24 protein-coding genes are annotated in these 25992 nt (G+C 71.7%); 14 read left to right on the top strand and 10 right to left on the bottom strand.

All coding sequences use genetic code 11. The features are described 5' to 3' along the window. Positions 1–5: 5 nt before the first annotated feature. The 3 genes from ABZ808_RS19090 to ABZ808_RS19080 form a co-directional block, all read right to left on the bottom strand. A complete protein-coding gene (locus ABZ808_RS19090; RefSeq protein WP_357007932.1) occupies positions 6–956 on the bottom strand; it encodes a sigma-70 family RNA polymerase sigma factor in 951 nt (316 codons plus the stop codon). Positions 957–1405: 449 nt separating this feature from the next. Then, positions 1406–2362, bottom strand: coding sequence for an N-acetylmuramic acid 6-phosphate etherase (locus ABZ808_RS19085; protein WP_357007930.1), 957 nt, complete (start codon positions 2360–2362; stop codon positions 1406–1408). Continuing rightward, complete coding sequence (locus ABZ808_RS19080) at positions 2359–3273, bottom strand: MurR/RpiR family transcriptional regulator (RefSeq protein WP_357007928.1); 915 nt, start codon at positions 3271–3273, stop codon at positions 2359–2361. Before ABZ808_RS19080 ends, ABZ808_RS19085 begins: the two co-directional genes overlap by 4 nt. Positions 3274–3525: 252 nt before the next feature. Here ABZ808_RS19080 and ABZ808_RS19075 point away from each other — a divergent pair, with 252 nt between their 5' ends. Further along, positions 3526–4218: an SDR family NAD(P)-dependent oxidoreductase gene (locus ABZ808_RS19075; RefSeq protein ID WP_357007926.1), complete on the top strand. Its 693-nt coding sequence runs from the start codon at positions 3526–3528 to the stop codon at positions 4216–4218. Here ABZ808_RS19075 and ABZ808_RS19070 read toward each other — a convergent pair. Beyond that, complete coding sequence (locus tag ABZ808_RS19070) at positions 4203–4895, bottom strand: thymidylate kinase (protein WP_357008240.1); 693 nt, start codon at positions 4893–4895, stop codon at positions 4203–4205. The genes ABZ808_RS19075 and ABZ808_RS19070 overlap by 16 nt on opposite strands. Before the next feature lie 119 nt (positions 4896–5014). On the opposite strand from ABZ808_RS19070, the gene ABZ808_RS19065 reads away from it, so the two are divergent. The 5 genes from ABZ808_RS19065 to ABZ808_RS19045 all read left to right on the top strand — a co-directional run bounded on the left by ABZ808_RS19065 (position 5015) and on the right by ABZ808_RS19045 (position 7507). Next, positions 5015–5662, top strand: coding sequence for a nucleotidyltransferase (locus tag ABZ808_RS19065; protein WP_357007923.1), 648 nt, complete (start codon positions 5015–5017; stop codon positions 5660–5662). Further along, a complete protein-coding gene (locus ABZ808_RS19060) occupies positions 5659–5934 on the top strand; it encodes a hypothetical protein (protein ID WP_357007920.1) in 276 nt (91 codons plus the stop codon). Before ABZ808_RS19065 ends, ABZ808_RS19060 begins: the two co-directional genes overlap by 4 nt. Positions 5935–5944: 10 nt before the next feature. Continuing rightward, positions 5945–6721 (top strand): metallophosphoesterase, encoded by a 777-nt coding sequence (locus ABZ808_RS19055; protein ID WP_357007917.1) that lies wholly within the window; start codon positions 5945–5947, stop codon positions 6719–6721. Beyond that, positions 6712–6855, top strand: coding sequence for a GPGG-motif small membrane protein (locus ABZ808_RS19050; protein WP_007464364.1), 144 nt, complete (start codon positions 6712–6714; stop codon positions 6853–6855). The genes ABZ808_RS19055 and ABZ808_RS19050 overlap by 10 nt, the downstream gene beginning before the upstream one ends. A 157-nt stretch (positions 6856–7012) precedes the next feature. Next, positions 7013–7507: a TspO/MBR family protein gene (locus ABZ808_RS19045; RefSeq protein WP_357007915.1), complete on the top strand. Its 495-nt coding sequence runs from the start codon at positions 7013–7015 to the stop codon at positions 7505–7507. Between the two features lie 55 nt (positions 7508–7562). On the opposite strand, the gene ABZ808_RS19040 is transcribed toward ABZ808_RS19045, so the two are convergent. Next, positions 7563–8336 carry a peptidoglycan DD-metalloendopeptidase family protein gene (locus ABZ808_RS19040; protein ID WP_357007912.1) on the bottom strand — a complete coding sequence of 258 codons (774 nt, stop codon included), beginning with the start codon at positions 8334–8336 and terminating at the stop codon, positions 7563–7565. Between the two features lie 249 nt (positions 8337–8585). Between ABZ808_RS19040 and ABZ808_RS19035 the strand changes: the two genes are divergently transcribed. The 5 genes from ABZ808_RS19035 (at position 8586) to ABZ808_RS19015 (ending at position 14899) form a co-directional block, all read left to right on the top strand. Beyond that, a complete protein-coding gene (locus ABZ808_RS19035) occupies positions 8586–9932 on the top strand; it encodes an ABC transporter substrate-binding protein (protein WP_357007909.1) in 1347 nt (448 codons plus the stop codon). Between the two features lie 69 nt (positions 9933–10001). Continuing rightward, the gene (locus tag ABZ808_RS19030; protein ID WP_357007906.1) at positions 10002–11048 is read left to right on the top strand and encodes a sugar ABC transporter permease; all 1047 of its coding nucleotides are present in this window, start codon (positions 10002–10004) and stop codon (positions 11046–11048) included. A gap of 1 nt (position 11049) precedes the next feature. Further along, the gene (locus ABZ808_RS19025) at positions 11050–12015 is read left to right on the top strand and encodes a carbohydrate ABC transporter permease (protein WP_357007903.1); all 966 of its coding nucleotides are present in this window, start codon (positions 11050–11052) and stop codon (positions 12013–12015) included. Positions 12016–12081: 66 nt separating this feature from the next. Further along, complete coding sequence (locus ABZ808_RS19020; RefSeq protein WP_357007899.1) at positions 12082–13128, top strand: LacI family DNA-binding transcriptional regulator; 1047 nt, start codon at positions 12082–12084, stop codon at positions 13126–13128. A 97-nt stretch (positions 13129–13225) separates the two neighbouring features. After that, positions 13226–14899, top strand: coding sequence for a glycoside hydrolase family 13 protein (locus tag ABZ808_RS19015; RefSeq protein WP_357008237.1), 1674 nt, complete (start codon positions 13226–13228; stop codon positions 14897–14899). 331 nt (positions 14900–15230) lie between these two features. On the opposite strand, the gene ABZ808_RS19010 is transcribed toward ABZ808_RS19015, so the two are convergent. From ABZ808_RS19010 to xylA, 3 genes are all read right to left on the bottom strand, one after another. Further along, complete coding sequence (locus ABZ808_RS19010) at positions 15231–16685, bottom strand: MFS transporter (protein ID WP_357007896.1); 1455 nt, start codon at positions 16683–16685, stop codon at positions 15231–15233. Between the two features lie 74 nt (positions 16686–16759). Further along, a complete protein-coding gene (gene xylB, locus ABZ808_RS19005; RefSeq protein WP_357007893.1) occupies positions 16760–18187 on the bottom strand; it encodes a xylulokinase in 1428 nt (475 codons plus the stop codon). Between the two features lie 9 nt (positions 18188–18196). Next, the gene (xylA, locus tag ABZ808_RS19000) at positions 18197–19384 is read right to left on the bottom strand and encodes a xylose isomerase (protein WP_357007890.1); all 1188 of its coding nucleotides are present in this window, start codon (positions 19382–19384) and stop codon (positions 18197–18199) included. 87 nt (positions 19385–19471) lie between these two features. On the opposite strand from xylA, the gene ABZ808_RS18995 reads away from it, so the two are divergent. Both ABZ808_RS18995 and ABZ808_RS18990 read left to right on the top strand, forming a co-directional pair. Next, positions 19472–20710 carry an ROK family transcriptional regulator gene (locus tag ABZ808_RS18995; RefSeq protein ID WP_357007887.1) on the top strand — a complete coding sequence of 413 codons (1239 nt, stop codon included), beginning with the start codon at positions 19472–19474 and terminating at the stop codon, positions 20708–20710. Between the two features lie 128 nt (positions 20711–20838). Next, a complete protein-coding gene (locus ABZ808_RS18990) occupies positions 20839–22512 on the top strand; it encodes a PP2C family protein-serine/threonine phosphatase (protein WP_357007884.1) in 1674 nt (557 codons plus the stop codon). Between the two features lie 55 nt (positions 22513–22567). On the opposite strand, the gene ABZ808_RS18985 is transcribed toward ABZ808_RS18990, so the two are convergent. Then, complete coding sequence (locus tag ABZ808_RS18985) at positions 22568–23299, bottom strand: MarR family winged helix-turn-helix transcriptional regulator (RefSeq protein ID WP_357007881.1); 732 nt, start codon at positions 23297–23299, stop codon at positions 22568–22570. 56 nt (positions 23300–23355) lie between these two features. Between ABZ808_RS18985 and ABZ808_RS18980 the strand changes: the two genes are divergently transcribed. Further along, complete coding sequence (locus ABZ808_RS18980) at positions 23356–24486, top strand: PP2C family protein-serine/threonine phosphatase (protein ID WP_357007878.1); 1131 nt, start codon at positions 23356–23358, stop codon at positions 24484–24486. Between the two features lie 10 nt (positions 24487–24496). On the opposite strand, the gene ABZ808_RS18975 is transcribed toward ABZ808_RS18980, so the two are convergent. Beyond that, positions 24497–25963, bottom strand: coding sequence for a sugar transferase (locus tag ABZ808_RS18975; RefSeq protein ID WP_357008234.1), 1467 nt, complete (start codon positions 25961–25963; stop codon positions 24497–24499). Positions 25964–25992 lie beyond the last annotated feature (29 nt).

Genomic DNA, 25992 nt, shown 5'->3' with positions numbered 1-25992 from the left:
CCAGGTCAGGCTGCCTGCAGCCCCTCCGCGCGGGCAAGCTCACGCAGCCGGCCGAGGGCCTGGATCTCCAGCTGGCGGATCCGCTCGCGGGACAGCGAGAACCGGGACGCGACCTCGGTGAGCGAGTGCTCGCGGCCGTCCTCCAGCCCGTAACGGGCCCGCATGATGCCGGCCGACCGGTCGTCGAGGTGGTTGAGCAGACCCTCGATGCGCTGCCGCTCCAGGCCGCTGAGGACGATGTCCTCCGGCGACGGCGCGTCACTGTCGGCGACCAGGTCGCCGAGACTTGTGTCGCCGTCGTCGCCCACCGGAGTGTCCAGCGAGACGGTGTCCTGCGACCAGCGGCGCAGCTCGTTGACCCGCTCGACGGTGACGCCGAGCGACGCCGCGATCTGCTCCGGCTCCGGGTCGGCACCGAGCTCACGGGTGAGCTGCCGGGCCACGTTGCGCATCCGGTTGACGTCCTCCACCAGGTGTACCGGCAGTCGGACGGTGCGCTCCTGCTGGGCGATCGCCCGGCTGATGGCCTGGCGGATCCACCAGGTGGCGTAGGTGGAGAACTTGTAGCCACGCTCGTAGTCGAACTTCTCGACCGCCCGGACGAGGCCGGTGTTGCCCTCCTGGATCAGGTCCAGCATGGGCATGCCCGAGCGCACGTAGCGGCGGGCGATCGACACGACGAGTCGCAGGTTGGCGCGGATGAAGAGGTCCTTCGCTCGCTCGCCCTCGACGACCAGCCACTCCAGGTCGGTCAGGTCGACGCTGGCGGGAACGGCGTCCTCACCGAGCAGGTGCTCGGCGTAGAGGCCGGCCTCGATCGCCTTGGAGAGTTCGACCTCCTTGGCGGCGTCCAGCAGTGGCGTCCGGGAGATCTCGTGCAGGTAGACGCCGACCAGGTCGCGCTCCTCGGCCACCTCGTCGGTGCGCATGCCGATGTTCTTGTCCACGTTGCCCACGGTCCCCTCGCTCGCGCCGGTTGCCCGGTTCCTTGCCAGTCCCCACGTCAGTCAGCCCCTGGTAACTTCTGCTGTGCCCATCGGTGCTGACACCTACACAACAGATGAGACGTCTCGGGGATTCCATGTCGTGAGTCGAAAGTGTCACGAATGCCTGAGTAGTTGCTGAGAGCACGGTCCATGTTTGCTGTCAGCACCCGCCGGGTAGCTCGCCGCTGGGCACCTCAAACGGGTTGGCGGGTCGACGAATCGCCGAACGCCCGCACCATGGCAACACCGCCCGCCGCAGGGGCACAGCGACCCGGGTCACCACCGCGCTGCGATCCTGGTCACTGCCAGATACGCACCGGCGGACCGGTCGGTTCATTCACAGGGTGTTATTACCCCCCGCCCCGATGAACAATCCGGAGCCCCGTTCGCTTCCCGCCGGCAGGGGTGGGTGCCGCGGGCTAGGAGGCGAGCAGGGCGAGGGCGCCGCGTACCTGGTCAGCGGAGCGCGCCAACGCGGCCCGCGCGGCAGCGACCTCGGCACCGGAGACCAGCGAAACCAGCGCCGTCTTCAGGTCGCCGTCGGCCTCGTTGAGTGCCCGCCGAGAAACCTCCTCGGAGCATCCGGTCGCCTCGACCAGGATCGAGATCATTCGTCCGCGAAGCTTCGCGTTGGTGGCGACCATATCGATCATGAGGTTCGAGTAGACCCGACCCAGGCGCACCATGACGGCGGTGGAGAACGTGTTGAGCACCAACTTCTGCGCTGTGCCCGCCTTCATCCGGGTCGACCCGGTGACCACCTCGGGTCCGGTGTCCACCCCGATGAACACGTCGACGGACCGGGCCGCCTCCGCCTCCGGATTGGCGCAGAGCAGCACCGTCGAGGCACCCGTGACGCGGGACGCGGCCAGCGCCCCGAGGACGTACGGGGTGCGCCCGCTGGCGGCGAGACCGACCACCAGGTCACCCGCGCGCACGCATCCGGCGGCCTCGACCGCGCCGCCCTGATCGTCGTCCTCGGCGTCCTCCACGGCCCGCCACATGGCGTCCGGCCCGCCGGCCAGGTGGGCGCAGAACCAGTGCCGGGGCGAGTTGAAGGTGGGTGCCAGTTCGGCCGCGTCGAGCACGCCCAGCCGACCCGAGGTGCCGGCACCGAAGTAGTGCACCCGGTGGCCACCGCGCAGCGCCGCGACGGCCAGGTCGACCGTGGCGGCGATCTCGTCGAGCACCGCCGCGACCGCCCCCGGCACCCGCCGATCGGCTTCGTTGATCACGGTGAGCACGTCCCGGGTCGACATCAGGTCGAGGTCGACGCTGAGCGGGTTACGGCGTTCGGTGGGGGCGCCCACCCGGACCGTCGGGCGGGCGGGTGGTGCTGACATTGCCTCGTCCGGCTCCACCGAACCGGGCGTCATGCCCGCCTCCGGTTGGCACCCACCCGGTGGGACTGGACCGCCTCGGCGGTCGCCTCAAGGGCCTTGCGGGCGCGGGACCGGTTGCGGGCCGCCACCCCGACGAAGAGGCAGTCGACCACGGTCAGCTGGGCCAGTCGGCTGGCCGTCGCACCGGAGCGGTACGTCGTCTCCCGGGCTGCGGTGGTCAGCACGAAATCGGCCACGTCGGTGATCGGCGAGCGCGGGAAGTTGGTCAGCGCGACCGTGCTGGCGCCCCGCGTCCGGGCCTGCTCCAGCACCTCGATCACGTCGGAGGTGGTGCCGGTGTGCGAGATGCCGATCGCCACGTCACCCCGGCCGAGCAGGGCGGCCGACGTCAACGCGGTGTGCACGTCCGGGAAGTAGAAGGCGATCCGGCCGATGCGGTGCAGCTTCTGCTGAAAGTCGGAGGCGACGAAACCGCTGGCGCCCGCGCCGTAGATGTCGATCCGTCCGGCGCCCGCGATCGCTTCGACCACCTGCTCGCAGACGGCCGGGTCGAGCTGCTCGGCGGTCTCCTCGACCGCGCGGGCGTCGTTGAACGCGATCGTGGCGATGATCTGCGCGAGGTCGGCGCCGGGCGGGATGTCACCGCCGACCACCCGGGCGTCCGGCGGCTCGATCCGGCGGGCGGCCTCGGCGGCGAGCCGGATGCGCAGCTGCGGGTAACCGTCCATGCCGACCGACCGGCAGAACCGGATGACGGTCGCCTCGGATGTCTCGGCGGCGGTGGCGAGATCGGTGATCGTCCGACGTGCGGCGGCAGCCGGGTCGGCGACGACCAGGCGGGCGACCCGCTGCTCGGCCGGCGACAGCGAGGGCAGCAGCCCACTGATGTGGACGATCAGCCCACCGGGCTCGTGATTCGCAGAAATCTTCGGACTCTTCGCCACGGATGAAACTTACTTTCACCAAGCGTGAGCGTCAACCATGACTCCACGTGTTGGGGAAAGTACCGCCGAACGGGCGACTCCGTCCGGCCAAGCGTGCCACCGTCCAGACGGCACCGCCTCCCCCGGCGGGTCCGGTCACCTCGCCGTACGGTGCCGCAGGTGCGGCGATCCGGGTCCGGCCGGACCGTACAGCCGACCCGACCGCCCACACCGGGCAGGGCCACGGGCTCCCAAGGCACTAGCGTGGGCCGCATGGCGGAACGCAGTGTGCTGGTCACCGGAGGTTCGGGCGGGCTGGGCGGGGCGGTCACCAGCACCTTCCTGGCGGCAGGCTGGCGGGTGGTCGTACCCGAGAGGCAGGGTCGGCCCAGGTCGGAGCCGGCGGCGGACGACCTGGTCCGACTGATCGCGGACCTGAGCGACCCGGCCGGCGCGGCCCGCGCGGTCGAGGCGGCGACCGACGACCCGGCGGCGCCGCTGCGGGCGGTGGTCAACCTGGTCGGCGGGTACGCCAGCGGCGGGCTGGTGCACGAGACGCCGGTCGACGAGTTCGAGCGGATGCTCACCGTCAACCTGCGGCCCACCTACCTGGTCACCCAGGCCGCGTTGCCGCACCTCGTGGCCACCGGCGGCGGCGCGGTGGTCTGCGTGTCGGCCCGCGCGGCGGTCGCGCCGTTCCCCGGCGCGGCCGGCTACGTCACCGCGAAGGCTGCGGTGCTCGCCTTCGCCAACGCGGTCGCGGTGGAGTACCGGTCCCGGAACGTGCGCTGCAACACCGTGCTGCCCAGCATCATCGACACCCCGGCGAACCGGGCCGCCCAGCCCGCCGCCGACCACTCCCGCTGGGTCTCCCCGGCCGAGATCGCGCCGGTGGTCCACTTTCTCGCGTCGGCCGATTCCGCGCCGACCAGCGGCGCCTCCGTCCCGGTCTACGGCCGCGCCTGAGCCACCAGGGGGCCGGCACGCTCCGATCGCTGCCCCGTTGACCGGGCGTCGAGGCTGTCATCCGAGGGCAGCCAGGTGGCCAGGTGCGCCCGGATCTGCTCGGTCACCTCGTCGGCCGAACGACCAGCGTCCACCAGCACGAAGGTCGGGTACTCGGGCAGGGTCCGGTACGCGGTGTCCGCCGCGGTCAGCCAACCCATCGTCTCGTGGTCGGTGCCCCGCCGCTCGATGCGTTGGTACGCCTCGGCGGGGTCGACGGCGAGCAGGAACGTCACCTGCGGTGTCGGGAACAGCCGGTAGCCGGCTCGGGCCAACCGCTCCCAGCGTTGCCCGCCGTGCGCCCGGATGCTCGCGTACTGGCAGGCCGAGTAGCGGTCCATCACCGCCGTGCGGCCGGTGAGCAGGCAACTGAGCAGGGCCAGCGCGATGGCGAACCAGCGCAGCACGGACTCCACCGCCATGACGCCGTCGCGCCCGACCAGCCGCTGAGCGTCCGGACGGCCGAACCGCTGCGCGAGCCGGCCGAGCCAGCGACGCCCGCTGGCGTTGCGGCGGTACTTCGCGGGACGGCCGGCGGCGGTCAGCGCGTCGGCCAACCGGTGTGCCTGCGTGGTCTTGCCCGAACCGTCGATGCCGATCAGGGCGATGGTGCGTAATCGGGTCTTGCCGCGTCGCATCCCCGGTGATCTGGCCACCCTTGACAGGTTATCCGACCCACGCTCAGGTCCTGCGAGTTTTATAGAGCTTCGTCCCCGTTGACACCCGACCGCTACCCCGCCAGGTGTGGGCAACCGGAATGCCGGGTACGGGAGTTCGAATCCAACCGCCTGTCCACCAACATGACCGACGGGAGAGCCAGATGGCTGAGCGCGGGGACGAGAGTCTGGTGCACACCCTCAAAAAGGTCGCCGCCGTGCTCAAGCAGTCCGAGATCCCGTTCGCCCTGGGCGGCAGCTTCGCCGTCTACGCCCACGGCGGCCACTCCAGCGATCACGACGTCGACTTCCTGATCCGCGAGGCCGACGTCGAACGGTCGCTGGAGGCCCTGGTGGCCGCCGGTTTCCGCGCCGAGCGCCCGCCGGAGGACTGGCTGGTCAAGGTCTTCGACGACGAGCGGATGGTGGATCTGATCCACCGGCCGATCGAGACGCCGGTGACCGAGGAGACGTTCGCCGACACGGTCGTGCGGCCGGTGGACGCCATCCACATGCCGGTGCTGTCCGCCACCCAGCTGATGGTGCACAAACTGCTGAGCTTCTCCCAGCACTACTGCGACTTCGCCCGCGGCCTGCCGTTGGCCCGGTCGCTGCGGGAGCAGATCGACTGGGAACGGGTACGCAAGGAGACGCAGCACTCGCCGTACGCGGAGGCGTTCCTGGTGTTGCTGGACCGGCTGGAGGTGGTGCCGGACAGCGGCACCCAGCAAGGAGAGGGGACACCGTGACGCACCATCGCGACACCGGCGTCGGGCCACCCGACGAGTACGTCGAGGCGGAGATCCAGCGGCTGCTCGCCGAGGATCCCGCCGTCGCCGAACAGGGGATCACCGTGGTCCGGCGGGAACGCGCCCTCGTGCTCTACGGCGAGGTGGAGAGCCCACATCGGCGCGAGGAGATCCTGCGCCGGGTGGCCGAGCGCTTCCCGGACGTGCCGGTCACCAGCGACATCGGGGTGATCCGCGTCCAGGCGCCCACGGAGATCGAGCAACTGCCCTGAGGGAGGTTCCATGGTGATCCGGATCGCCGCCGTGGGCGACGTGCATCTGGACGAGGACGTGGTCGGTCGGTTCCGTCCGGCGTTGGAGGAACTGCCGGACTGCGCCGACGCGCTGCTGCTGGCCGGGGACCTGACCCGGCACGGCACCGAGGCCGAGGCGCGCTGCGTGGCGCAGGAGTTCGGTGGTCTGGCCGTGCCGGTGGTGACCGTGCTGGGCAACCACGATCATCAGTGTGACGAGGTGCCACAGGTGGTCAAGGTCCTTGAGGACGCGGGCATCACCGTGCTGGAGGGCGACGGCGTCGTGCTGGACTGCGCGGGCGGCCGGCTCGGCATCGCCGGCGTCAAGGGCTTCGGCGGTGGGTTCGCCGGGCGCTGCGCGAGCGACTTCGGCGAGCCGGAGATGAAGTCGTTCGTCCGGACCACCAACGAGAGCGCGGACCGCCTCGGCGCGGCCCTGCGCTCACTGGACTGCGACATGCTGGTCGCGCTCACCCACTACTCGCCGGTGCCCGACACGCTGGCCGGCGAACCGCTGGAGATCTACCCGTTCCTCGGCTCGTACCAGTTGGGGCAGGCGATCGACTCGGCACCCACCGCGCTGGCCCTGCACGGGCACGCGCACGCGGGCAGCGAGCGCGGCACCACCCCGGGTGGGGTACGCGTCCGCAACGTGGCGCACCCGGTGATCAAGCAGGCGTACAGCGTCTTCCATATCGGGGATCAACTCGACACGGACCAGGTTTCCCCGATTGGCGGGTCGGGTAGTCAGAGGTCATGGAGCTGATTCTCTGGATTCTCGCAGTCGTACTCGTGGTCGCCGGTATCCTCGCGCTGTTCCGCCGGCAGATCCTGTGGGGCATCGTCCTCATCGTTGTCGGGCTGTTGGTCGGCCCTGGTGGTGTCAGCATCTTCAATTGACGTCCGCATGTCGTAGGACCGGGACCCGCCGGGGTCGCCGCGACCGGAGCTCCGTCCTCCCGACAGGAGCATCGGCCGCAGCGGCCCCGGCGCTGTCAGGTCCGTCGAGGTGCTCGACCGCGGTTTGATCCGCCGGTGAATCGGCAATATCTCGATGATGGAGACAACTCAGCACGCGCGACCCACCTCCGGCCGGCGGTCCCTCTGGGCACTTGTCGCCTTCGCCGCGGCGGTCTTCGTCGCGGCCGCGATCGGCGGGCTGGGTGTGCAGGGCACCACCGACGAGTACGCGAGCCTGCAACAGCCCACCTGGGCGCCACCCTCCTGGCTGTTCGGCCCGGTCTGGTCGGCGCTCTACGCGCTGATCGCGGTGGCCGGCTGGCTGGTGTGGCGGCGGGTCGGCTTCTCCCCCGCGCTCTGGGCGTGGACCGCCCAACTGGTGCTCAACGCGATCTGGACCCCGCTGTTCTTCGGCGCGGGGCAGTACGGGCTGGCGTTCGCGGAGATCGTGGTGATGTGGCTGGCGATCGGGCTCACCGTGGTGCTCTTCGCGCGGGTGTCCCGGGTCGCGGCGGCACTGCTGCTGCCGTACTGGGCGTGGGTCACCTTCGCCGCCGCGCTGAACCTGTCGATCTGGCAGCTGAACTCCTGACCCGCGCCGGGTCTCCGGCGGACGGGTGCCGCCGGAGACCCTTGTCGCCGACCGGTCAGCAGCGAGGCACGTTCGGGATGTAGCCGTCGTAACCGGTGTAGACGTACGCGTCGGCGATGAACCGGCCGCTGCCGATGCGGTCCCAGATCGTGCTGGTGCCGTAGGTGCCGGTGACGCTGGTGCCGCTGGTCTGGCAGGCGATGGTCACCTTGGTGCCGTCGGCGACGGTGCCCACCGAGGCGTACCCCGTGCCGGGGCCGGAGCGCACGGTCAGCGGCGTGCCGCTGGTGTCGACAGTGCCGGAGCCGGCGCCCGAACTGCAACCGTTGCCGCTCGTGTAGTTCTTGGTGCCCCAGTAGAGCGCCAGGCTGCCGTTGAACCGGACCTGGATGTCGCTGCCGTTGAGGCGCTGCTCGTAGTGCAGGTGCGGGCCGGTGGACCCGCCGGTGCTGCCGACCCAGCCGATGACCTTGCCGTAGCCGACCGTCTGCCCGACCGAGACGTTGAAGCCGCTGAGGTGGGCGTAGTAGGTGCTGTAGCCGCCGCCGTGGTCGATCCGGACGTACTTGCCGTAGCTGGTGTCACCGAGGTTTGTCACCCGGTCGACGGTGCCGGGGGCGCTGGCCACCACCGGATCGCCGACGTCGTCGGTGCGGTTGAAGTCCACGGCGTACGCCGGGCTGTGGGCCGATCGGGTCTGCCCGGACCAGGTCTGGCCGCAGGGGAACGGCACTCGGAAGGTCGGCGCGGCCATCGCGGGGCTGACCGGCGTGAGGACTCCCGCGACGAGCAGACCCGTCGCCAGCAGGCTGATCCACCGCTTGCGCATACAGAACCTCCTATGTCGAAAACCTTCGATGCAATGGAATCAGCCTGACAGATATCGCCACTCTTCGAAAGAGCGAATGTTTGACCCCCTGGGAGCGCGCCCAGCTGCGGGTTCCAGGTTTCGGGATTGTTACTCGCTCGTGTCTGACGGGGGGTGGACCCGGACGGATGCAAGCGCTTACATGTGTGCACGCCCAATCGGACCGGCGAGGGTCTCAGCACGACCGCGCCGGCTAGGAAGGAGGACGGCATGGCGGTCTTTACCAGACCACGCCAGGCCTTCGTGATCGCCGGTGTGCTCGGGCTGGCGCTCAGCGCCACCGCCTGCGGCACCGGTGACGACAAGAAGAGCGACAAGGCAGGCTCCGCGGAGTGCGCCCCGTACGAGAAGTACCAGGGCAACGACGGCAAGAAGGTCTCGATCTACGCGTCGATCCGTGACGCCGAGGCCGACCTGCTGGAGCGGTCATGGGCGCAGTTCACCGACTGCACCGGCATTGAGATCAACTACGAGGGCAGCGGCGAGTTCGAGGCGCAGCTCCCCGTGCGGGTCGACGGTGGCAACGCCCCCGACATCGCCTTCGTACCCCAGCCTGGCCTGGTGAAGCGCTTCGCGGACGCCGGCAAGCTGAAGTCCCTCGGTGCCGACACCAAGGCGATGGCCGAGCAGAACATGCCGGCCGACTGGCTGAAGTACGGCACCGTCAACGGGACGCTCTACGGCGTGCCGCTCGGTGCGAACGTCAAGTCCTTCGTCTGGTACTCGCCGAAGACGTTCAAGGAGAAGGGCTGGGAGGTTCCGACCAGCTGGGAGCAGCTCATCGCCCTGAGCGACAAGATCGCCGCCAGCGGCATGAAGCCGTGGTGCGCGGGCGTCGAGTCCGGTGACGCCACCGGCTGGCCGGCGACCGACTGGATCGAGGACGTGCTGCTGCGTACGCAGACGCCCGACGTCTACGACCAGTGGACCACCCACGCGATCCCGTTCAACGACCCGCGGATCATCGACGCGGTTGACCGCGCCGGCACGATCCTCAAGAACGACAAGTACATGAACGGCGGGTTCGGCGGCGTCAAGAGCATCACCACCACCTCCTTCCAGGAGGCGGGCGTGCCGGTGACCAACGGCAAGTGCGCGATGCACCGGCAGGCGTCGTTCTACGCCAACCAGTTCCCCGAGGGCACCAAGGTGGCCGAGGACGGCGACGCGTTCGCCTTCTACTTCCCGGCCATCGACGCCGCCAAGGGCAAGCCGGTGCTGGGCGCGGGCGAGTTCGTCGTCGGCTACGCCGACCGTCCCGAGGTCCAGGCGGTGCAGACCTACCTCGCCTCCGGCGAGTACGTGAACAGCCGCGCGAAGCTCGGCAACTGGGTCACGGCGAACAACAAGCTGGACATCGCCAACGTCGCCAGCCCGATCGACAAGCTCTCCGTCCAGATCCTGCAGGACAAGACCGGCGTCTTCCGCTTCGACGGATCCGACCTGATGCCGGCCGCGGTCGGCGCGGGGACGTTCTGGAAGGGCATGGTCGAGTGGCTGAACGGCAAGGCGACCGCCCCGGTGCTTCAGGGCATCGAGAGCAGCTGGCCTAAGTGATCCCGGCGGTGGCCCGGCCCGCTGATCGCGGGCTGGGCCACCGGCCGAGCGGACCTTGAGGGAGGGTTGATGGAGTTCGACTTCGCCGATGAGCAGCCGAAGCTCCTCATGCTGATGTACGGGCTGGTCGCCTTCGTGGTGGTGGTGGGCGGTCTGCTCCTGCTGCTCGACGTCGTACCGGCCTGGTTCGCCCGGCGGCGGGAGGCGCAGCTCGTGGCGGCCTCGACGAGTGGGGGCCCACTCCCCCGCCGCCCCAAGCGGCGGGAAGGACTCTTCGCGTTCTTCTTCCTGCTGCCGACGCTGCTGCTGCTCACCATCGGCCTGGTCGTGCCGGCCATCCGCACCATGATGCTCTCCCTGATGGACGGGAGCAGCACCAACTGGGTGGGGTTGCGCAACTACGGCTGGATGTTCTCCGACAACTCGATCGTCCGGGTCCTGATCAACACCCTGGTCTGGGTGGTCCTGGTCCCGCTGGTGGCGACCGCGTTCGGCCTGATCTACGCCGTCCTGGTGGACAAGGCCCGGTTCGAGGCCGTAGCCAAGTCGCTGATCTTCCTACCGATGGCGATCTCGTTCGTCGGCGCCAGCATCATCTGGAAGTTCGTCTACGCCTACCGCGGCGAGGGCGACCAGATCGGTCTGCTCAACCAGATCGTGGTCAGCCTCGGCGGCGAGCCGAGGCAGTGGCTGCTCGAATCACCACTGAACACGCTGCTGCTGATCGTCATCATGGTCTGGATCCAGGCCGGTTTCGCCATGGTGGTGCTCTCCGCCGCGATCAAGGCGATCCCCGGTGACATCGTGGAGGCCGCCCGACTCGACGGCGTCAGCCCATGGCAGATGTTCTGGCAGATCACCATGCCGGGCATCCGGCCGGCGCTGATCGTCGTGGCGGTGACCCTCACGATCGCCACGCTCAAGGTCTTCGACATCGTCCGGACCGCGACCAACGGCAACTACGACACCAGCGTGATCGCCAGCGAGATGTACAACCAGGCGTTCCGGTACGGCCAGAACGGGCAGGGCTCCGCGCTCGCGGTCTTCCTCTTCATCCTGGTCATCCCGGTCGTGATCTACCAGATCCGCAACCTCCGTCAGCAGCGGGAGGGCTGAGATGACCACCGCAACGCCGACCGTCGCCGCCGGCACACAGAAGACCGACACGCCGAAGACCGCCGCCGGGCGGGTCCGTCGACGACTCAACAGCCGTACGGCGACCCTGGTCTCCATTGTCATCGCGGTGGTCTGGACCATCCCGACCTTCGGCCTGTTCATCTCATCCCTCCGGCCGGAGGACGAGATCAAGACCACCGGTTGGTGGACGGCCTTCACCAACCCGCAGTTCACGCTGGAGAACTACCAGCAGGTCCTGTTCGGGCGGTCGTCGTCATCCGGGCAGCTCGCCAGCTACTTCATCAACTCGCTGGCGATCACCATCCCGTCGGTGCTCTTCCCGCTCGCCTTCGCGGCCCTGGCCGCGTACGCGCTAGCCTGGATGAACTTCAGGGGCCGGGACTGGCTCTACATCGCGATCTTCGCGTTGCAGATCGTCCCGCTGCAGATGGCCCTGGTGCCGCTGCTGAGGTTCTTCTCCACCGGCGTCTCCCTCGGCGGTGTCACCCTGATGCCGGCCTGGGACCTGGTCGACGAGCAGAAGTTCGCCCAGGTGTGGTTCGCGCACACCTGCTTCGCGCTTCCGTTCGCCGTCTTCCTGCTGCACAACTTCATCTCGCAACTGCCGGGCGACCTGATGGAGGCGGCCCGGGTCGACGGGGCCACCCACCCGAAGATCTTCCGCACCATCGTGCTGCCGCTGATCACCCCGGCGCTGGCCGCGTTCGGCATCTTCCAGTTCCTCTGGGTCTGGAACGACCTGCTGGTCGCGCTGATCTTCGCCGGTGGCGGCAACGAGACCGCCCCGCTCACGGTGAGGCTGGCCGAGATGGCTGGCACCCGCGGCAACGAGTGGCAACGGCTGACCGCCGGCGCGTTCGTATCGATCATCGTTCCGCTCGTCGTGTTCCTGTCCCTGCAGCGCTTCTTCGTGCGAGGTCTGCTCGCCGGCAGCGTCAAGGGCTGACCCGCTTGCCCGCCGCCGCCTGGCCCCTCGGGCGGCGGCGGGCGCCGGGTACGAAGCGAGGGAACCGTGACGAAGATTGATGATGTCGCCCGGTTGGCCGGGGTCTCCACGGCCACCGTCTCACGGGCCCTACGCGGGCTGCCGACAGTCTCCGCCGCCACCCGACGCCGCGTGCTCGCCGCCGCCGAGCAGCTCGACTACGCGGTCTCGCCGAGCGCGTCCCGGCTGGCCGGAGGCCGCACCGGCACCGTCGCGGTCGTCGTCCCCCGGATCACCCGCTGGTTCTTCAGCACCGTCGTCGAGGCGGTCGAGGAACACCTCCACCAGTCCGGCTACGACCTGCTGCTCTACAACCTCGGCGGCCGGAAGCAGATCCGCCAGCGGGTGCTGCGTACCGCGAACCTGCACAAGCGGGTCGACGCCATGATGCTTGTCGCCACCCCGCTGCGGCCGGCCGACCTGACCGCGCTGGCCGCCCTGGACCTGCCGGGGGTGACCATCAGCTCCGGCAGCAGGGTGCCCAACTGGCCGTGCGTACGCATCGATGATGTGGCCGCCGCGCGGACGGCGACCCGCCACCTGCTCGACCTGGGCCACCACCGGATCGCCCACATCTCCGGTGACCCCGAGGACGAGTTGGCGTTCACCACCCACCTCGACCGGCGCCGGGGCTACCAGGCCGAGTTGCGGGCCGCCGGCCTGCGACCCGACCCGAGCCTGGACGTCGAGTCGTCGTTCACCATCGACGGCGGCAACCGGGCCGCCGCCGAACTGCTGGCCCGCGGTGAACCTCCGACCGCTATCGTCGCGGCCTGCGACGAGATGGCGATGGGCGCGATGACCGCGCTGCGCGACGCCGGGCTGCGCGTACCCCAGGACGTCAGCGTGATCGGCATCGACGACCACGACCTCGCCGGTCTGCTGGGGCTCAGCACCATCGCCCAGCCCGCTGCGGAGCAGGGCCGGCTCGCCGCCCGCATGCTGCTGGACCCGCTCGGGGCTGGCAATCTTGACCCGATCGCCGGCCAACGGGGTACCGGCCCCGACACGTCGGTGATCCTGCCCACTCGGCTGGTGGTCCGGGAGTCAACCGCACCACCACGGGCACACTGAAACCTCAACCACCCGCCACCGGTCGGCGGCTGGCGGCGACGCGGCCGGCAACAGCACCGCCCGGCAGTCCACCCACAGCTCGACACGGGAGACCACCCTGAACACCGACCCGACGCAACAGACCTCCTCCGCCGGCCCGATCACCGGCTGGTGGACCGAGGCCGCCATCTACCAGATCTACCCCCGCTCGTTCGCCGACTCCGACGGCGACGGGATCGGCGACCTGCCGGGCATCACCGCCCGCCTCGACCACCTGGTCGAGCTGGGCGTGGACGCGGTGTGGCTCTCCCCGTTCTACCCGTCGCCACAGGCCGACGCGGGCTACGACGTGGCCGACTACCGGGACGTCGACCCGCTGTTCGGCACCCTCGCCGACGCGGACAAGCTGATCTCCGAGGCCCGCTCCCGCAGCCTGCGGGTGATCGTCGACCTGGTGCCGAACCACACCTCCTCGGCGCACCGCTGGTTCCAGGCCGCGCTGACCGCCGCGCCGGGCAGCCCGGAGCGGGCCCGATACATCTTCCGGGACGGTCTCGGCCCGGCCGGCGACCAGCCGCCGAACGACTGGCAGAGCGTCTTCGGCGGCCCCGCCTGGACGCGGACCACCGACCCGGACGGCCAGCCCGGCCAGTGGTACCTGCACCTGTTCGACACCGGCCAGCCGGACCTCAACTGGGACAACCCGGAGGTGCACGCGGAATTCCTGGACGTGCTGCGGTTCTGGCTGGACCGCGGGGTGGACGGCTTCCGCGTCGACGTGGCACACGGCCTGGTCAAGCAGGCAGACCTGGCCGACTGGCAGGACCCGCAGGAGATCCTCTCCGGCCAGGAGGTGGACAAGCCCCGTCCGCCGATGTGGGACCAGGAGGGCGTACACGAGATCTACCGGCAGTGGCGGCAGGTCCTGGACGGCTACCCCGGCGAGCGCGTGCTGGTCGCCGAGGCGTGGGTGGAGCCGGCCGAGCGGCTGGCCCGCTACGTCCGCCCGGACGAGATGCACCAGGCGTTCAACTTCGAGTACCTGCTCGCCGCCTGGTCCGCGCCGGCCCAGTACGCGGTGATCACCCGCTCTCTGGAGGCGACCGATTCGGTCGGCGCGCCGACCACCTGGGTGCTGTCCAACCACGACGTGGTGCGGCACGCGTCCCGGCTCGGTTTGCCAATCGGCGGCGGCCGGCCCAACGGCATCGGAGCCGACGACCCACAGCCGGACGCCGCGCTCGGCCTGCGCCGGGCCCGGGCGGCCACCCTGCTGATGCTCGCCCTGCCCGGCTCTGCGTACCTCTACCAGGGCGAGGAACTGGGCCTGCCCGAGCACACCACGATGCCCGACGAGGCCCGGCAGGACCCGACCTGGGCGCGCAGCGGGCACACCCAGCGGGGCCGGGACGGCTGCCGGGTGCCGATCCCGTGGGAGGCCGACGCACCGTCGTACGGCTTCGGGCCGACCGACGCCAGTTGGCTGCCGCAACCCGCGTCCTGGGCGGAGTACGCGCTGGACCGGCAGCGTGACGTGCCCGGTTCGACGTACGAGCTGTACCGCACGGCGCTGCGGCTGCGCCGCGACCACGGGCTCGGTCGCGGCACCCTGGAGTGGTTGTCCTCGAACGACGAGGTGCTGGCCTTCCGCAACGCTGGGCTGACCGTGCTGACCAACTTCGGTGACGCCCCGGTGCCGGTGCCGGCCGGTGCCAAGGTGATCGCGGCCAGCGCACCGCTGGACGACGACGGCACTGTCCCGACCGACGTGACGGTCTGGCTGCGCGCCTGACCTCACCCGATCGGCCCGTTCCCGCCGGCCCATCCCCGCCGACTCATGCTCCTGACCGGGGCGGCGGGGGTGGCCGGCTCGCTATGGAGCTGATGCCGCAAACGAATCAGCCCCGCCTCGCCGCGCCCCGGAAGCCCTCCCAGGGAGTTCCCCGCCATGCAGACCGACCAAGATCACGCCACATCAAGGATGTAGTGGCCTCACCTCGGTGAGAGGCCACTATTTCCTTGATGCAGTGGCCTCAACCCGGCGGGGACGGCGCGCGGCGGGGACGCGCGGCGGCGGGCGGGGCGGGGCGCGGGCGGCGGGGCGCGGGGCGGGGCGCGGTGGGTCAGAGGCGGTCGGCGCGGGCGTGCAGGAGGTCGTGCACGTTGTCGATGTCCGCCGGCGAGGTCCGTGAGGCGAGCCAGTACATGATGCCGGTGGGGATGAAGAAGAGCTGGAACGCGGCCAGCCCGACTGCGAAGTTCAACGGTGGCGGGAACGCGGCGCGCAGTCCCTGGAACGCCACGCCGACCAGCCCGTTGCCGGCCGCCCGACCGACACCGTTGACCAGGTTGCCGAGGCTGTAGACGGTGCCCCGGTGCTCCGGCGGGTTGACGTCGGCGATCAACGCGAACCAGTTCGGCGAGTTGGCCGAGGTCAACGCGAGCGCCACCACCGCGGTGAGCAGGCTCAGCCCGACCGACGGTTCGGTGAACACACTGGACAGCACCGCGCCGATCACCGCGCCGCCGCTGGCGCCGTCCGGCACGTCGATGGTCACCGGCACGAAGAACAGCACCAGGTAGAACGGCACCGCAGCGAGGATGCCGACCGCCGCGACCAGGGCCCGACCCCTCGGGGTACGCCGTTGCAGCGCGTCGCCGATCAGCCCGCCGACGATGGAGAGCACCCCGCCGAGCTGGAACAGCGTGGCGAAGACGCTGCCCACCACCACCGCCGTCGACGCCGAGTAGCCCTGGGCTTCGGCCCGTTCGGCGAAGAGCACCGGCAGCCAGACCAGTGAGCCGAAGGCGGCCTGCGCGGTGAGCCCCTGCAGGATCAGCCACCGGTTGGTCCGTCGGGCCAGGATCCGTGGCAGGTCCGCCCGGCTGATCCGATAGTCGTAGTCGGCGCCAGCGTCCAGCCTGTCGGCCAGCTCCGGCTCGCTCTGGCCGCGCCGGATGTCGTAGGTGAACAGGTAGGCCATCGTGGCGACCAGGCCCACACCGGTCAGCACCCAGAACGGCCGCCGCCAGTCGGTCGCCCCGAGCAGCCCGCCGACCAGCGTCCCGGCCAGCGTGCCGATCCCCTGGGACAGCCCCCAGAAGCTCATCACCAGCCCGCGTCGCGTCGGCGAGATCAGGTCGGTGACGACGGAGAAGCCCACCGAACCGACCGCGCCGAGACCGATCGCCGCGACCAGTTGGGCGGCCAGGAACGTCAGGTAACCGCCGGCGAGGGCAGTGCCGCCGGTGCCCGCCGCCCAGAGCAGCGTGCCCACCATCAGCAGCGGCTTGCGGTTGGTCCGGTCGCCGACGTACGCCCAACCGACCGCCGCCACCGCGCTGACCAGGAAGCTGGCCGCCGTGACCAGGCCCAGTAGTCGCCCCGACACGTCGAACGTGTCGGCGATCGGGCCGTACAGCGGCGGGACCAGCCCGATCGCCACGTTGTCCAGCGAGGCGAGCAGCACGAACACCACGACGCTGTACAACCGGTGCGCCCGGCCACCGCCCCGGCCGTGCGGGCGCTGGCCGAGCTGCCCCCGGCCCGGGTCCGGCCCGCCACTGGTCACGGTCATGACCGGCAGCCAACCAGACTCCGCTGAGGGCGTCGTCACGTGGGTGGCAGTCGTCGGTCACCCACACCGGTTGGTCAGCGGCGGTCCAGGACCAGCCCTCGGGCGGCGGCGTACTGGTCACGGACTGCCGGGACGGGCTCGGCGGCGTACTCCTCGGTGCCCTCGACCGCCCAGGTGGGCGGCGTCGGACCGCCCAGGGCGACCCAGGCGGCCTGGCGGGCGGCGCCGTCGGCGACGTACTCGCCGGGTGGCGGGACGACGACCGGGCAGCCGAAGACCTGCGGCGCGATTCGACGGACCGCCGCCGACCGCGCTCCGCCGCCGACCAGGATGACGCGGCGGGCCGTGGCGCCCTGCGCGGTCAGCGCGTCGAGGCCGTCGGCGAGCGCGCAGAGCATGCCCTCCACGGCGGCGCGGGCCAGGTGCGCCGGGGTCGAGGTGCGCAGGGTCAACCCGTGCACCGCACCGGTGGCCAGCGGCCGGTTCGGCGTGCGCTCACCCTCCAGGTAGGGCACCATGACCAGCCCGTCCGCGCCGGCCGGCGCGGAGAGCGCCAACTCGGCCAACTGGTCCAGGTTGACGCCGAGCAGCGCGGCGGCGGCGTCCAGCACCCGGGCGGCGTTGAGCGTGGCGACCAGCGGCAGGAAACGACCGGACGCGTCGGCGAAGCCCGCCACCGCACCGCTCTCGTCGGCGGCCGGCACGTCGGCGACACTGAACACGGTGCCGGAGGTGCCGATCGAGACGACCACGTCACCCGGGCCGGCACCGACGCCGAGAGCGGCGGCGGCGTTGTCCCCGGTGCCCGCGCCGAGCAGCGCGCCGCCCGGCCCACCCAGTTCGTCTGCCAGCTTTCCCGCCGACTCCGCCGGACCGATCACCTCGGGCAGCACCAACTGCCGGCCGAAGCCCCTCTCCAGCAGGTCCAGCCGGTATTCGCCGGTGGCCGGCGACCAGTAGCTGGTGCCGCTGGCATCGCCCCGGTCGGTACGCAGTGCGCCCAGCCCCGGTGCCCCGGCCAACCGCCAGGTCAGCCAGTCGTGCGGCAGGCAGACGGCCGCCACCTGGGCCGCCCGCTCCGGCTCGTGTGTGGCCAGCCACCGCAGCTTGGTGAGGGTGAAGCTGGCCACCGGCACGCTTCCGGTGGCCTCGGCCCAGAACCGACGCCCGACCGCGCCGCCGCCGGCCTCCTCAATCAGGTCGGCGGCGGCGTCGGCGGAGCGGGTGTCGTTCCACAGCAGGGCCGGGCGGACCACCCGGCCGGCCTCGTCGAGGCAGACCATGCCGTGCTGCTGGCCGGCGACGGAGACCGCCGCCACGTCGGCCAGCCCACCGGCCTGCTCGGCGGCGCTGCGCAGCGCCTGCCACCAGGCTTCCGGATCGACCTCGGTGCCGTCCGGGTGCGGTGCCCGGCCCTGCCGGACCAGGGCACCGGTCTCCGCGTCGCGGATGACCACCTTGCAGGACTGCGTGGACGAGTCAACGCCTGCGACCAGCGGCATGGCGGGGCCTCAGCGGGCGCCGAGCAGGTGCTCGACGGCGAGCTGGTTGAGCCGGACGAAGCCGAAGCCCCGGGCGGCCACCGCGTCGACGTCGAACTCCTCGAACGCGGACCGGTCGGCGCGCAGGTCCTCGTACCCCTCACCCGCGTTGAGCGTCGGCGTGCTCAGCTCGCCGACCTTGCTGGCGGCGAGCGCCTCGACCACCTCGGGGTCGGCGCGGAACGCGGCGGCCCGCTCCTTGAGCAGCAGGTAGGTGGCCATGTTGGCGGCCGCCGACGCCCACACCCCGTCCATGTCCTCGGTGCGGGAGGGCTTGTAGTCGAAGTGCCGAGGGCCGTCGTAGGTCGGGCCGCCGTTGGGGCCGCCGTTCTCCAGCAGGTCCACCAGCGCGAACGCGTTCATCAGGTCGCCGTGGCCGAAGACCAGGTCCTGGTCGTACTTGATGCCGCGCTGACCGTTGAGGTCGAGGTGGAACAGCTTGCCCTGCCAGAGCGCCTGGGCGATGCCGTGTGCGTAGTTGAGCCCGGCCATCTGCTCGTGGCCGACCTCCGGGTTGAGGCCGACCATCTCCGGGTGTTCGAGCTGGGAGATGAAGGCGAGCGCGTGCCCGACCGTCGGCAGCAGGATGTCGCCGCGCGGCTCGTTGGGCTTGGGCTCCAGCGCGAAGCGCAGGTTGTAGCCGCGGTCGATGACGTACTGGGTGAGCAGGTCGACGGCCTCGCGGTAGCGGTCCAGGGCGGCGCGGACGTCCTTGGCGACGTCGTACTCGGAGCCCTCACGACCGCCCCACATCACGAAGGTGCTCGCGCCCAGCTCGGCGGCCAGGTCGACGTTGCGCAGCACCTTGCGCAGCGCGTAGCGGCGGACGTCGCGGTCGTTGCTGGTGAAGCCGCCGTCCTTGAAGACCGGGTGGGTGAAGAGGTTGGTGGTGACCATCGGGACGACCAGGCCGGTCTCGTCGAGGGCCTTGCGGAACCGGGCGATGTGCTGGTCCCGGGTGGCGGCGTCGACGCCGAACGGGATCAGGTCGTCGTCGTGGAAGGTGACGCCGTACGCGCCCAGCTCGGCGAGCCGGTGCACGGCCTCGACCGGGTCGAGCTCGGGGCGCGTCGCGTCACCGAACGGGTCACGGGCCTGCCAGCCCACCGTCCAGAGCCCGAAGGAGAACTTGTCGGCGGGGGTGGGGCGTGGTGCCATGAGGACCTCCGGGGTGGTGGTGGGTGCGCGGTGTCGCTATTTGTTCAGCGATTGAATTATTTGCCCACCATATGGCACTGTCAAGGGGTGAGCCCCACCCACTCCCCGGCCGGCGCCGCACGTCAGGGCAGCCTGCGCGAACTCAATCTCGCCCTCGTGCTCGGTCGGATCGCCGCCGCCGACCGACCCCCGTCCCGCGCCGACCTCGCCACGGCCACCGGCCTGACCCGGGCCACCGTCTCCGCCGTGGTCGAGGACCTGCTCGCCGGCCAACTGGTCAGCGAGGCCGACCCGGCGCCCCGGGCCGGCGCCGGCCGCCCGGCCCGAGGGCTGGTCCTGGCCGACGAGGGGCCGGCGGGGCTCGGCCTGGAGGTCAACGTCGACTACCTGGCGGTGTGCGTGGTCGACCTCGCCGGCCAGGTGCGACACCGCACCGTGCACCGCGCCGACCTGCGCCCGGTGGCACCCGCCGACGCCCTGGCCCAGCTGGTCGAGTTGGCCGGGCAGGCCCGCGCCGACGCCGCCCGGCAGGGGCTCACCCTGGCCGGTGCCGCGCTCGCCGTGCCCGGCCTCGTGGACGACGCCGGGGTGGTCCGACTCGCGCCGAACCTCGGCTGGCAGGACGTACCGGTGCCGGCGCTGCTGGGCGCGCACCCGCCGCTGACCGATCAGGTGCCCGGCGTACCGGCCCTGGTGGTGGACAACGAGGCCAACCTGGCCGCGCTCGGCGAACTGCACTCGCGGCCCCCCGGCCCGGCCAGCTTCCTGCACATCTCCGGCGAGGTCGGCATCGGCGCGGGGATCGTGCTGGACGGGGCGCTGTTCCGGGGCGTCCGCGGTTGGAGCGGTGAGATCGGGCACCTCCCGGTCCACCCGCAGGGACGCCCGTGCCGCTGCGGCGGGCGTGGCTGCCTGGAGCAGTACGCCGGCCAGGAGGCGATCGTGACCGCCGCCGGGCTGGCCCGGGCGGAGCTACCGGCGGACACCGCCACCGCGCGGCTGGCGGAGCTGGCCGAGGCCGGCGACCCGGACGCCCTGCGGGCGCTGCGGGATGCCGGCACGGCGCTCGGTGTCGCGGTGGCGGGCGTGGTCAACCTGCTGGACCTGGACACCGTGGTGCTCGGCGGCGGGTACGCCCCGCTGGCGCCCTGGCTGTGCCCTCCGGTGCTCGCCGAGATCGCCGGCCGGGTGCTCACCGCCGCCTGGTCACCGGTCACGGTCCGACCGTCGACCCTCGGCCCGGAGGCCGCCGCGGTAGGCGCCGCCGGGTCGGTGGTCCGCCACATCGTCGGCCGACCCGCCGGCTGGCTGACCCGCTCCGCCTGACCACCGACACCGCGCTCTGGGTGCCCGTCGGTGAGGCTCGGTACGCTTGCCCTCAGGCAACGATCCGCGGGCAAGGAGTGCAGGAGCAGCATGCGCACAGGGCGTCAGACGCGGGCCGGCGTCGGGCGATGAGCACGACCCGAAGGGGCGGCAACGCCGGCCCGGTCAGCGACGAGGGGCAGGCGTCCCGCGGACCTGCTGACCCGCCCACCGGCGATCCACTTCCGGCCGATTCGCCGTTGGCTCGCGAGCTGCTCGACGGGCTCGCCGAGGCCGTCGTGACGACCGACGAGGCCAGCCGGGTCACCCTGGTCAACGCCATGGTGGCGGAGTTGCTCCCGGAGATCGTCGCGGGCACCGAGTTGTCCGGGTGCCCGGTCGCGGCACTGGCCCGGGCGGTCACCGACGGCGCCGAGCGCTTCGACGCCGAGCACCGTGGCCGACAGCTGCGCGGCTTCCGGCGGCAGCTCTCCGGCAGCCGGTACGCCTGGTACGTCCGGGACGTCACCGAGGAGCACGCCCGCACCGACGCCCTGCTGGCCGAGCGCTCCCGCACCGCGTTCCTCGCCCAGGCCGGCAGCCGGCTCGGGCTTTCCCTGCACCGGGACCAGACCCTGCGGACCACCACGACCCTCGCCGTGCCGTACCTGGCCGACGCCGCCGTCGCGCTGCACCGCCCGCTCGCGCCGGCCGAGCCGCACCCCCGCTGGACCCGGTACGTCGAGGGCGGCCCTGCCCCCGTCACGGGGCGTGCCGCTCCGGAGCTGACCGCCGTCGTCCCCGGCCTCGCCGAGGCGATCGACGGCGAACTCACCGAGCCGAGCCTGTGGCGGGACGTCGAGCCCGACGATCTGGCCGCCGTGCTGCCGCCCGAGTTCGGCCGGCCGGACACCGTGCTGGTCTGCCCGATGCGCGGCGCCGGCGGCCCGGCCGGCGCCCTGCTGCTGATCCGCCGGGACGGGCGGGCCGGATTCGACCCGCGCGACGTCGAGCTGGCCCGCGAGTTCGCCGCGCGGGCCGGGGCGGCACTGGCCACCGCCGAGCTGTACGGCGAGCAGGCCCACCTCGCCCGGGTGTTGCAGACCAGCCTGCTCCCACCGGAGCTGCCGACGGTGCCCGGCGTGAGCATCGCCGGGGGCTATCGTGCCGCCGGGGACACGCTGCGCATCGGCGGTGACTTCTACGAGGTGTTTCCGCACTCGCGCGGCGCGCTGTTCGCGCTCGGCGACGTGTGCGGCAAGGGTGTCGGCGCCGCCGTGCTGACCGGCCGGGTCCGCCAGTCGTTGCAGACGTTGCGGCTGGTCGAGCGGCGACCGCTGGAGCTGATCCACCTCCTCAACCAGGCCCTGTTCGACACACCCGACGCGGCGCGGCGCGGTCAGTTCACCACCCTGCTGCTGGGCTCGCTGGAGCGCGGACCGGCCGGGGTGGACATCCGGATCAGCGGCGGGGGCCACCCGGCGCCGCTGCTGGTCACCGCCACCGGCTCGGTCACCCCGGTCCCGGTCGGCGGGATGCCGGTCGGTGCGCTGGCCGACGCCCGGTTCGCCGAGACCCGGGCGCACCTCGACCCGGGTGACCTGCTGCTCGCGTACACCGACGGGGTGACCGAGGCGCGGGGCGGTCCGTTCGACGGCGAACTGTTCGGCGAGCACCGGCTGCGCGCCGCGCTCGCCTCGGCAGCGGGGCTGCCGCCTGCCGTGCTGGTCGACAGGCTGCTCCAGTTGGTGGACGAATGGCTGGGCGGGCAGGCCGAGGACGACATCGCCATGCTGGCGGTGTGCGCGTCGACACCGGGGTGATCGACGGGGTACGGCGGGCGGCGTACCGCCGGCGTGGGGCCGACCATGGGTCGAATCAGGCGGTCCGCGCCACCGGAGGCTCGCCCGTAGGCCACTCGCGCGGGCTGCCCATCGGCCGCTCGGGGACGGCCGGCCCGCTCTGCCGCATCGTGCGGGAGGGCCGCTCGGGGTCCGCCGGCCAGTCCCTCGGCCGCCCGGTGGGACGATCCGGGTCCCCTGGCCACTCCCCCGGGCCGCGCGGCTCGTCGGCGCCGTCCGGCCAGTAGCCCTCGCCCGGCCAGTCTCCGCGCCCGCGCGGCTGGCCCCCGTCGTCCGGCGTCGACGTGCTCTGCGTCCGCTGTCGGCGGGCGGCCTCGTCGAAATCCCGAATTCCGCGCAGCAGCGCCGTGCGACCTGCCGGGCTCATCTCGGCCAGGACGGCGGCAAGTCGCGCCTGGCGGTCCGCCCGCAGCTCCGCGAGGAGCCGACGGGCCTCCGGGGTGAGGTGCAGGGAGATCTCCCGCCGGTCGAAGCGGCCCGGCTCGCGCTCCAGCATGCCGGCGGCGACCAGCCGGTCGCAGAGCCGGCTGGCGGAGCTGAGCAGCATGTCCAACCGGGTGGAGAGCCGGCGCAGGTTGATCCCGTCGTGGTGCTCGACCACCATCACAGCCCGTAGCTGGACTCCGGACAACCGGTTGGCGGTCGCCTCCCGGGCGGAATCCCACACGCTCAGCAGTGCACCCGCCGCCGCGTCCAACGCGGCAGCCATACTCGTCTCGGGGTCCGGTGGACCGGGCAGTTCGGCCATGGTGGCCCGAGACTACTCCGAACCCGCTGGTGGTCGAGCTTGATCAAGGAGCCCTGATGAACGAACCGGTCAATCAGGCACGACGTACCCTGAACGAGACACCTGCCGACCGACTCGTGAGCGGGGTCGCGCAGGTGCTCGCCGAGGCGTACGGGATCAGCGAGGCTGAGCTGTACCAGGTCGACTATCGGCTCTCGGAGCTGCTTCCCCTCACCGAGGGTGAGCCCTTGCGGGGTCCCGGGCACCCCGCCTGGCGCGCCTTCGACCACCAGTCGCCCGTGCGGGTCGACGACACCGCGTGGTTGCCGGTCAGCATGCGCGGCGAGCGCCGGGGCGTGCTGCGCCTGACGCCGGTGCCGGACGATCCGACAGTCCTCGGCGACCTCGCCGAGATCGCCACCGCGCTCGCCCACGAGCTGGACGCCGTGTCCCCCGGCACCGACGTCTACCGTGCCGCACGGCGCAGCCAGCGGCTCACCCTGGCCGCCGAGATGCAGTGGGACCTGCTGCCCGGCCGCAGCCGGATCCGGCCGTCGTTCAGCCTGGCCGGGCAGTTGGAGCCGGCGTACGCGGTGCGGGGCGACAGCTTCGACTGGTCCGACGACGGGCAGCGGCTCTGGCTGTCCACCGTCAACGGGACCGGGGAGGGTGTCGCGGCGTCCCTGCTCACCTCACTGGCCACCCACGCGCTGCGCAACGCCCGCCGGGCCGGGCTGGGCCTGGCCGACCAGGCAGCCCTCGCCGACCAGGCCCTCTACGACGAGTACCGGGGCAAGCGGCACCTGTCCGCGCTACTGCTGGAGCTGGACCTCCGTACCGGGACGATGACCGTGGTGGACGCGGGCTCACCGCGGCTGGTCCTGCTGCGCGACGGTGAGGTCACCGAGCAGCCGTTGGAGGCGCAGTTCCCGCTCGGCATGTTCGAGGCGACCGACTACCACGAGCAGACGTTCACGCTGGAGCGCGGCGACCGGCTGTTCGTGGTCAGCGACGGGGTGGTGGACGCCACCGGGCAGGATGTGCGCTACGGCGAGACGGCACTCGACCGGTTCCTGCGCCGGACCGGCCCGATGGAGCCGCTGGACGCCGTCCGCTCGCTGCTCGGTGACCTGCGCGCCTTCGTGGCCGGCGATCTGATCGACGACGCCGTGGTGGTCTGCCTCGACTGGTACGGCCCGCAGGCGTGACCGCCGGAGGTCAGTACGCGCCGCGGCTGTTCAGCACCGCGCCGAAGGTCTTCCAGAGGATGGTGAGGTCGGCGGCGAGGGACCAGTTCTCCACGTAGTAGAGATCGAGCCGAATGCCGTCCTCCCAGCTCAGGTCGGAGCGCCCGCTGACCTGCCACAGCCCGGTCATGCCGGGCTTGACCAGCAGCCGGCGGGCGACGTCGCCGTCGTAGCGGGCCACCTCCGAGGGCAGCGGCGGGCGCGGCCCGACCAGGCTCATCTGGCCCAGCAGCACGTTGACGAGCTGCGGCAGCTCGTCCAGCGACCACTTGCGCAGCAACCGGCCGACCCGGGTGACCCGCGGGTCGTCGCGCATCTTGAACATGAGGCCGTCGGTCTCGTTGCGGGCGGCCAGCTCGGCGAGCAGCGCGTCGGCGTTCACCACCATGGTCCGGAACTTGAAGACGCCGAACTCCTTCCCGCCCCGGCCGACCCGGACCTGCCGGAACAGCACCGGGCCCCGGCTGTCCAGTTTGATGGCCAACGCGATGAGCCCGATCAGCGGCAGCAGCAGCGCCAGAGCCAGCGACGACACCGATCGGTCGACGAACCCCTTGACCAGCTTGCGCGCACCGCGGAACTCGGGCGCCTCGACGTGGATCAGGGGCAGCCCGGCGACCGGGCGGGTGTGGATCCGAGGGCCGGCCACGTCGGTCAGCGCGGGCGCCACGACGAGGTCAACGCCAGTGCCCTCCAACTGCCAACCGAGCCGGCGCAGCCGGGCAGCGGTCAGCTCACCGGAGGCGGTCACGGCGACCGTGTCCGCGCCGATCGCGGTGGCGGCCTCCGGGATGCCCCGGAACGACCCCACCACCGGCACGTCACCGAGCCGCTGCGCCACCGGCGCCAGCAGCGCGTCGGGGATGCACGCACCAACCACCTGATAGCCGGCGTACGGCTCCCGGCGCAGGGTGTGCACCAACTCCAGAACGTGGGCGGTGTCGCCGACCACCAGCACCTTGCGGGACCAGCCGAACCCTCGGGAGCGGGCCCGGTGCAGGCGTTTGCGGGCAGCGAACCGGGCCACCTCCAGCCCGACGGTGCCCACCGCGAAGGTGATGCCGAGGAAACCCCGGGAGACGCCGACGTCGGCGATGTATCCGGCGATGGCGATCGCACCGGCCAGTCGCAGACTCGCCGAGTTGACCCGCCGGTACTCGTCCGCCCCGTAGCCGATCACCCGGTCGTCGTAGCAACCGAGCGCCTTGAGCGAGAGCAGCCAGGCCAGGACCAACCCCGGCGCCACCAGCACGTACGGGATCTTCGAGCCGCTCGGCTCATCGTCACCGAACCGGGCGATGTACCCGACGAGCAGTGCGATGGTGAGGATGACGGTGTCCAGCACCACCAGGACCCGGACGTAGGACCGTTGGTCGGCGCGGGCCACCAGCCCGGCCGGACCGCCGTCCGGCTTGGTCGACGTGCTGGCGGGGGTCATCAGTGTCGTCGCGGGCACTGGCCCTCCCC

This window comes from Micromonospora sp. NPDC047527 (genome assembly GCF_040643015.1).
Taxonomy (GTDB): domain Bacteria; phylum Actinomycetota; class Actinomycetes; order Mycobacteriales; family Micromonosporaceae; genus Micromonospora.
Note: the sequence above shows the minus strand (reverse complement) of the source record. Positions and strands in the feature narration are given on the sequence as shown.

What these genes read in the sequence shown, in the direction of transcription:
- ABZ808_RS19010 (WP_357007896.1), bottom strand. Translation starts at nt 16,685, where the DNA reads ATGACCGTGACCAGTGGCGGGCCGGACCCGGGCCGGGGGCAGCTCGGC.
- ABZ808_RS19070 (WP_357008240.1), bottom strand. Translation starts at nt 4,895, where the DNA reads ATGCGACGCGGCAAGACCCGATTACGCACCATCGCCCTGATCGGCATC.
- ABZ808_RS18980 (WP_357007878.1), top strand. Translation starts at nt 23,356, where the DNA reads ATGAACGAACCGGTCAATCAGGCACGACGTACCCTGAACGAGACACCT.
- ABZ808_RS18985 (WP_357007881.1), bottom strand. Translation starts at nt 23,299, where the DNA reads ATGGCCGAACTGCCCGGTCCACCGGACCCCGAGACGAGTATGGCTGCC.
- ABZ808_RS19045 (WP_357007915.1), top strand. Translation starts at nt 7,013, where the DNA reads ATGGAGACAACTCAGCACGCGCGACCCACCTCCGGCCGGCGGTCCCTC.
- ABZ808_RS19040 (WP_357007912.1), bottom strand. Translation starts at nt 8,336, where the DNA reads ATGCGCAAGCGGTGGATCAGCCTGCTGGCGACGGGTCTGCTCGTCGCG.
- ABZ808_RS19050 (WP_007464364.1), top strand. Translation starts at nt 6,712, where the DNA reads ATGGAGCTGATTCTCTGGATTCTCGCAGTCGTACTCGTGGTCGCCGGT.
- ABZ808_RS19030 (WP_357007906.1), top strand. Translation starts at nt 10,002, where the DNA reads ATGGAGTTCGACTTCGCCGATGAGCAGCCGAAGCTCCTCATGCTGATG.
- ABZ808_RS19025 (WP_357007903.1), top strand. Translation starts at nt 11,050, where the DNA reads ATGACCACCGCAACGCCGACCGTCGCCGCCGGCACACAGAAGACCGAC.
- xylB (WP_357007893.1), bottom strand. Translation starts at nt 18,187, where the DNA reads ATGCCGCTGGTCGCAGGCGTTGACTCGTCCACGCAGTCCTGCAAGGTG.
- ABZ808_RS19075 (WP_357007926.1), top strand. Translation starts at nt 3,526, where the DNA reads ATGGCGGAACGCAGTGTGCTGGTCACCGGAGGTTCGGGCGGGCTGGGC.
- ABZ808_RS19085 (WP_357007930.1), bottom strand. Translation starts at nt 2,362, where the DNA reads ATGACGCCCGGTTCGGTGGAGCCGGACGAGGCAATGTCAGCACCACCC.
- ABZ808_RS19035 (WP_357007909.1), top strand. Translation starts at nt 8,586, where the DNA reads ATGGCGGTCTTTACCAGACCACGCCAGGCCTTCGTGATCGCCGGTGTG.
- ABZ808_RS18990 (WP_357007884.1), top strand. Translation starts at nt 20,839, where the DNA reads ATGAGCACGACCCGAAGGGGCGGCAACGCCGGCCCGGTCAGCGACGAG.
- ABZ808_RS19055 (WP_357007917.1), top strand. Translation starts at nt 5,945, where the DNA reads ATGGTGATCCGGATCGCCGCCGTGGGCGACGTGCATCTGGACGAGGAC.
- ABZ808_RS19065 (WP_357007923.1), top strand. Translation starts at nt 5,015, where the DNA reads ATGCCGGGTACGGGAGTTCGAATCCAACCGCCTGTCCACCAACATGAC.
- ABZ808_RS18975 (WP_357008234.1), bottom strand. Translation starts at nt 25,963, where the DNA reads ATGACCCCCGCCAGCACGTCGACCAAGCCGGACGGCGGTCCGGCCGGG.
- xylA (WP_357007890.1), bottom strand. Translation starts at nt 19,384, where the DNA reads ATGGCACCACGCCCCACCCCCGCCGACAAGTTCTCCTTCGGGCTCTGG.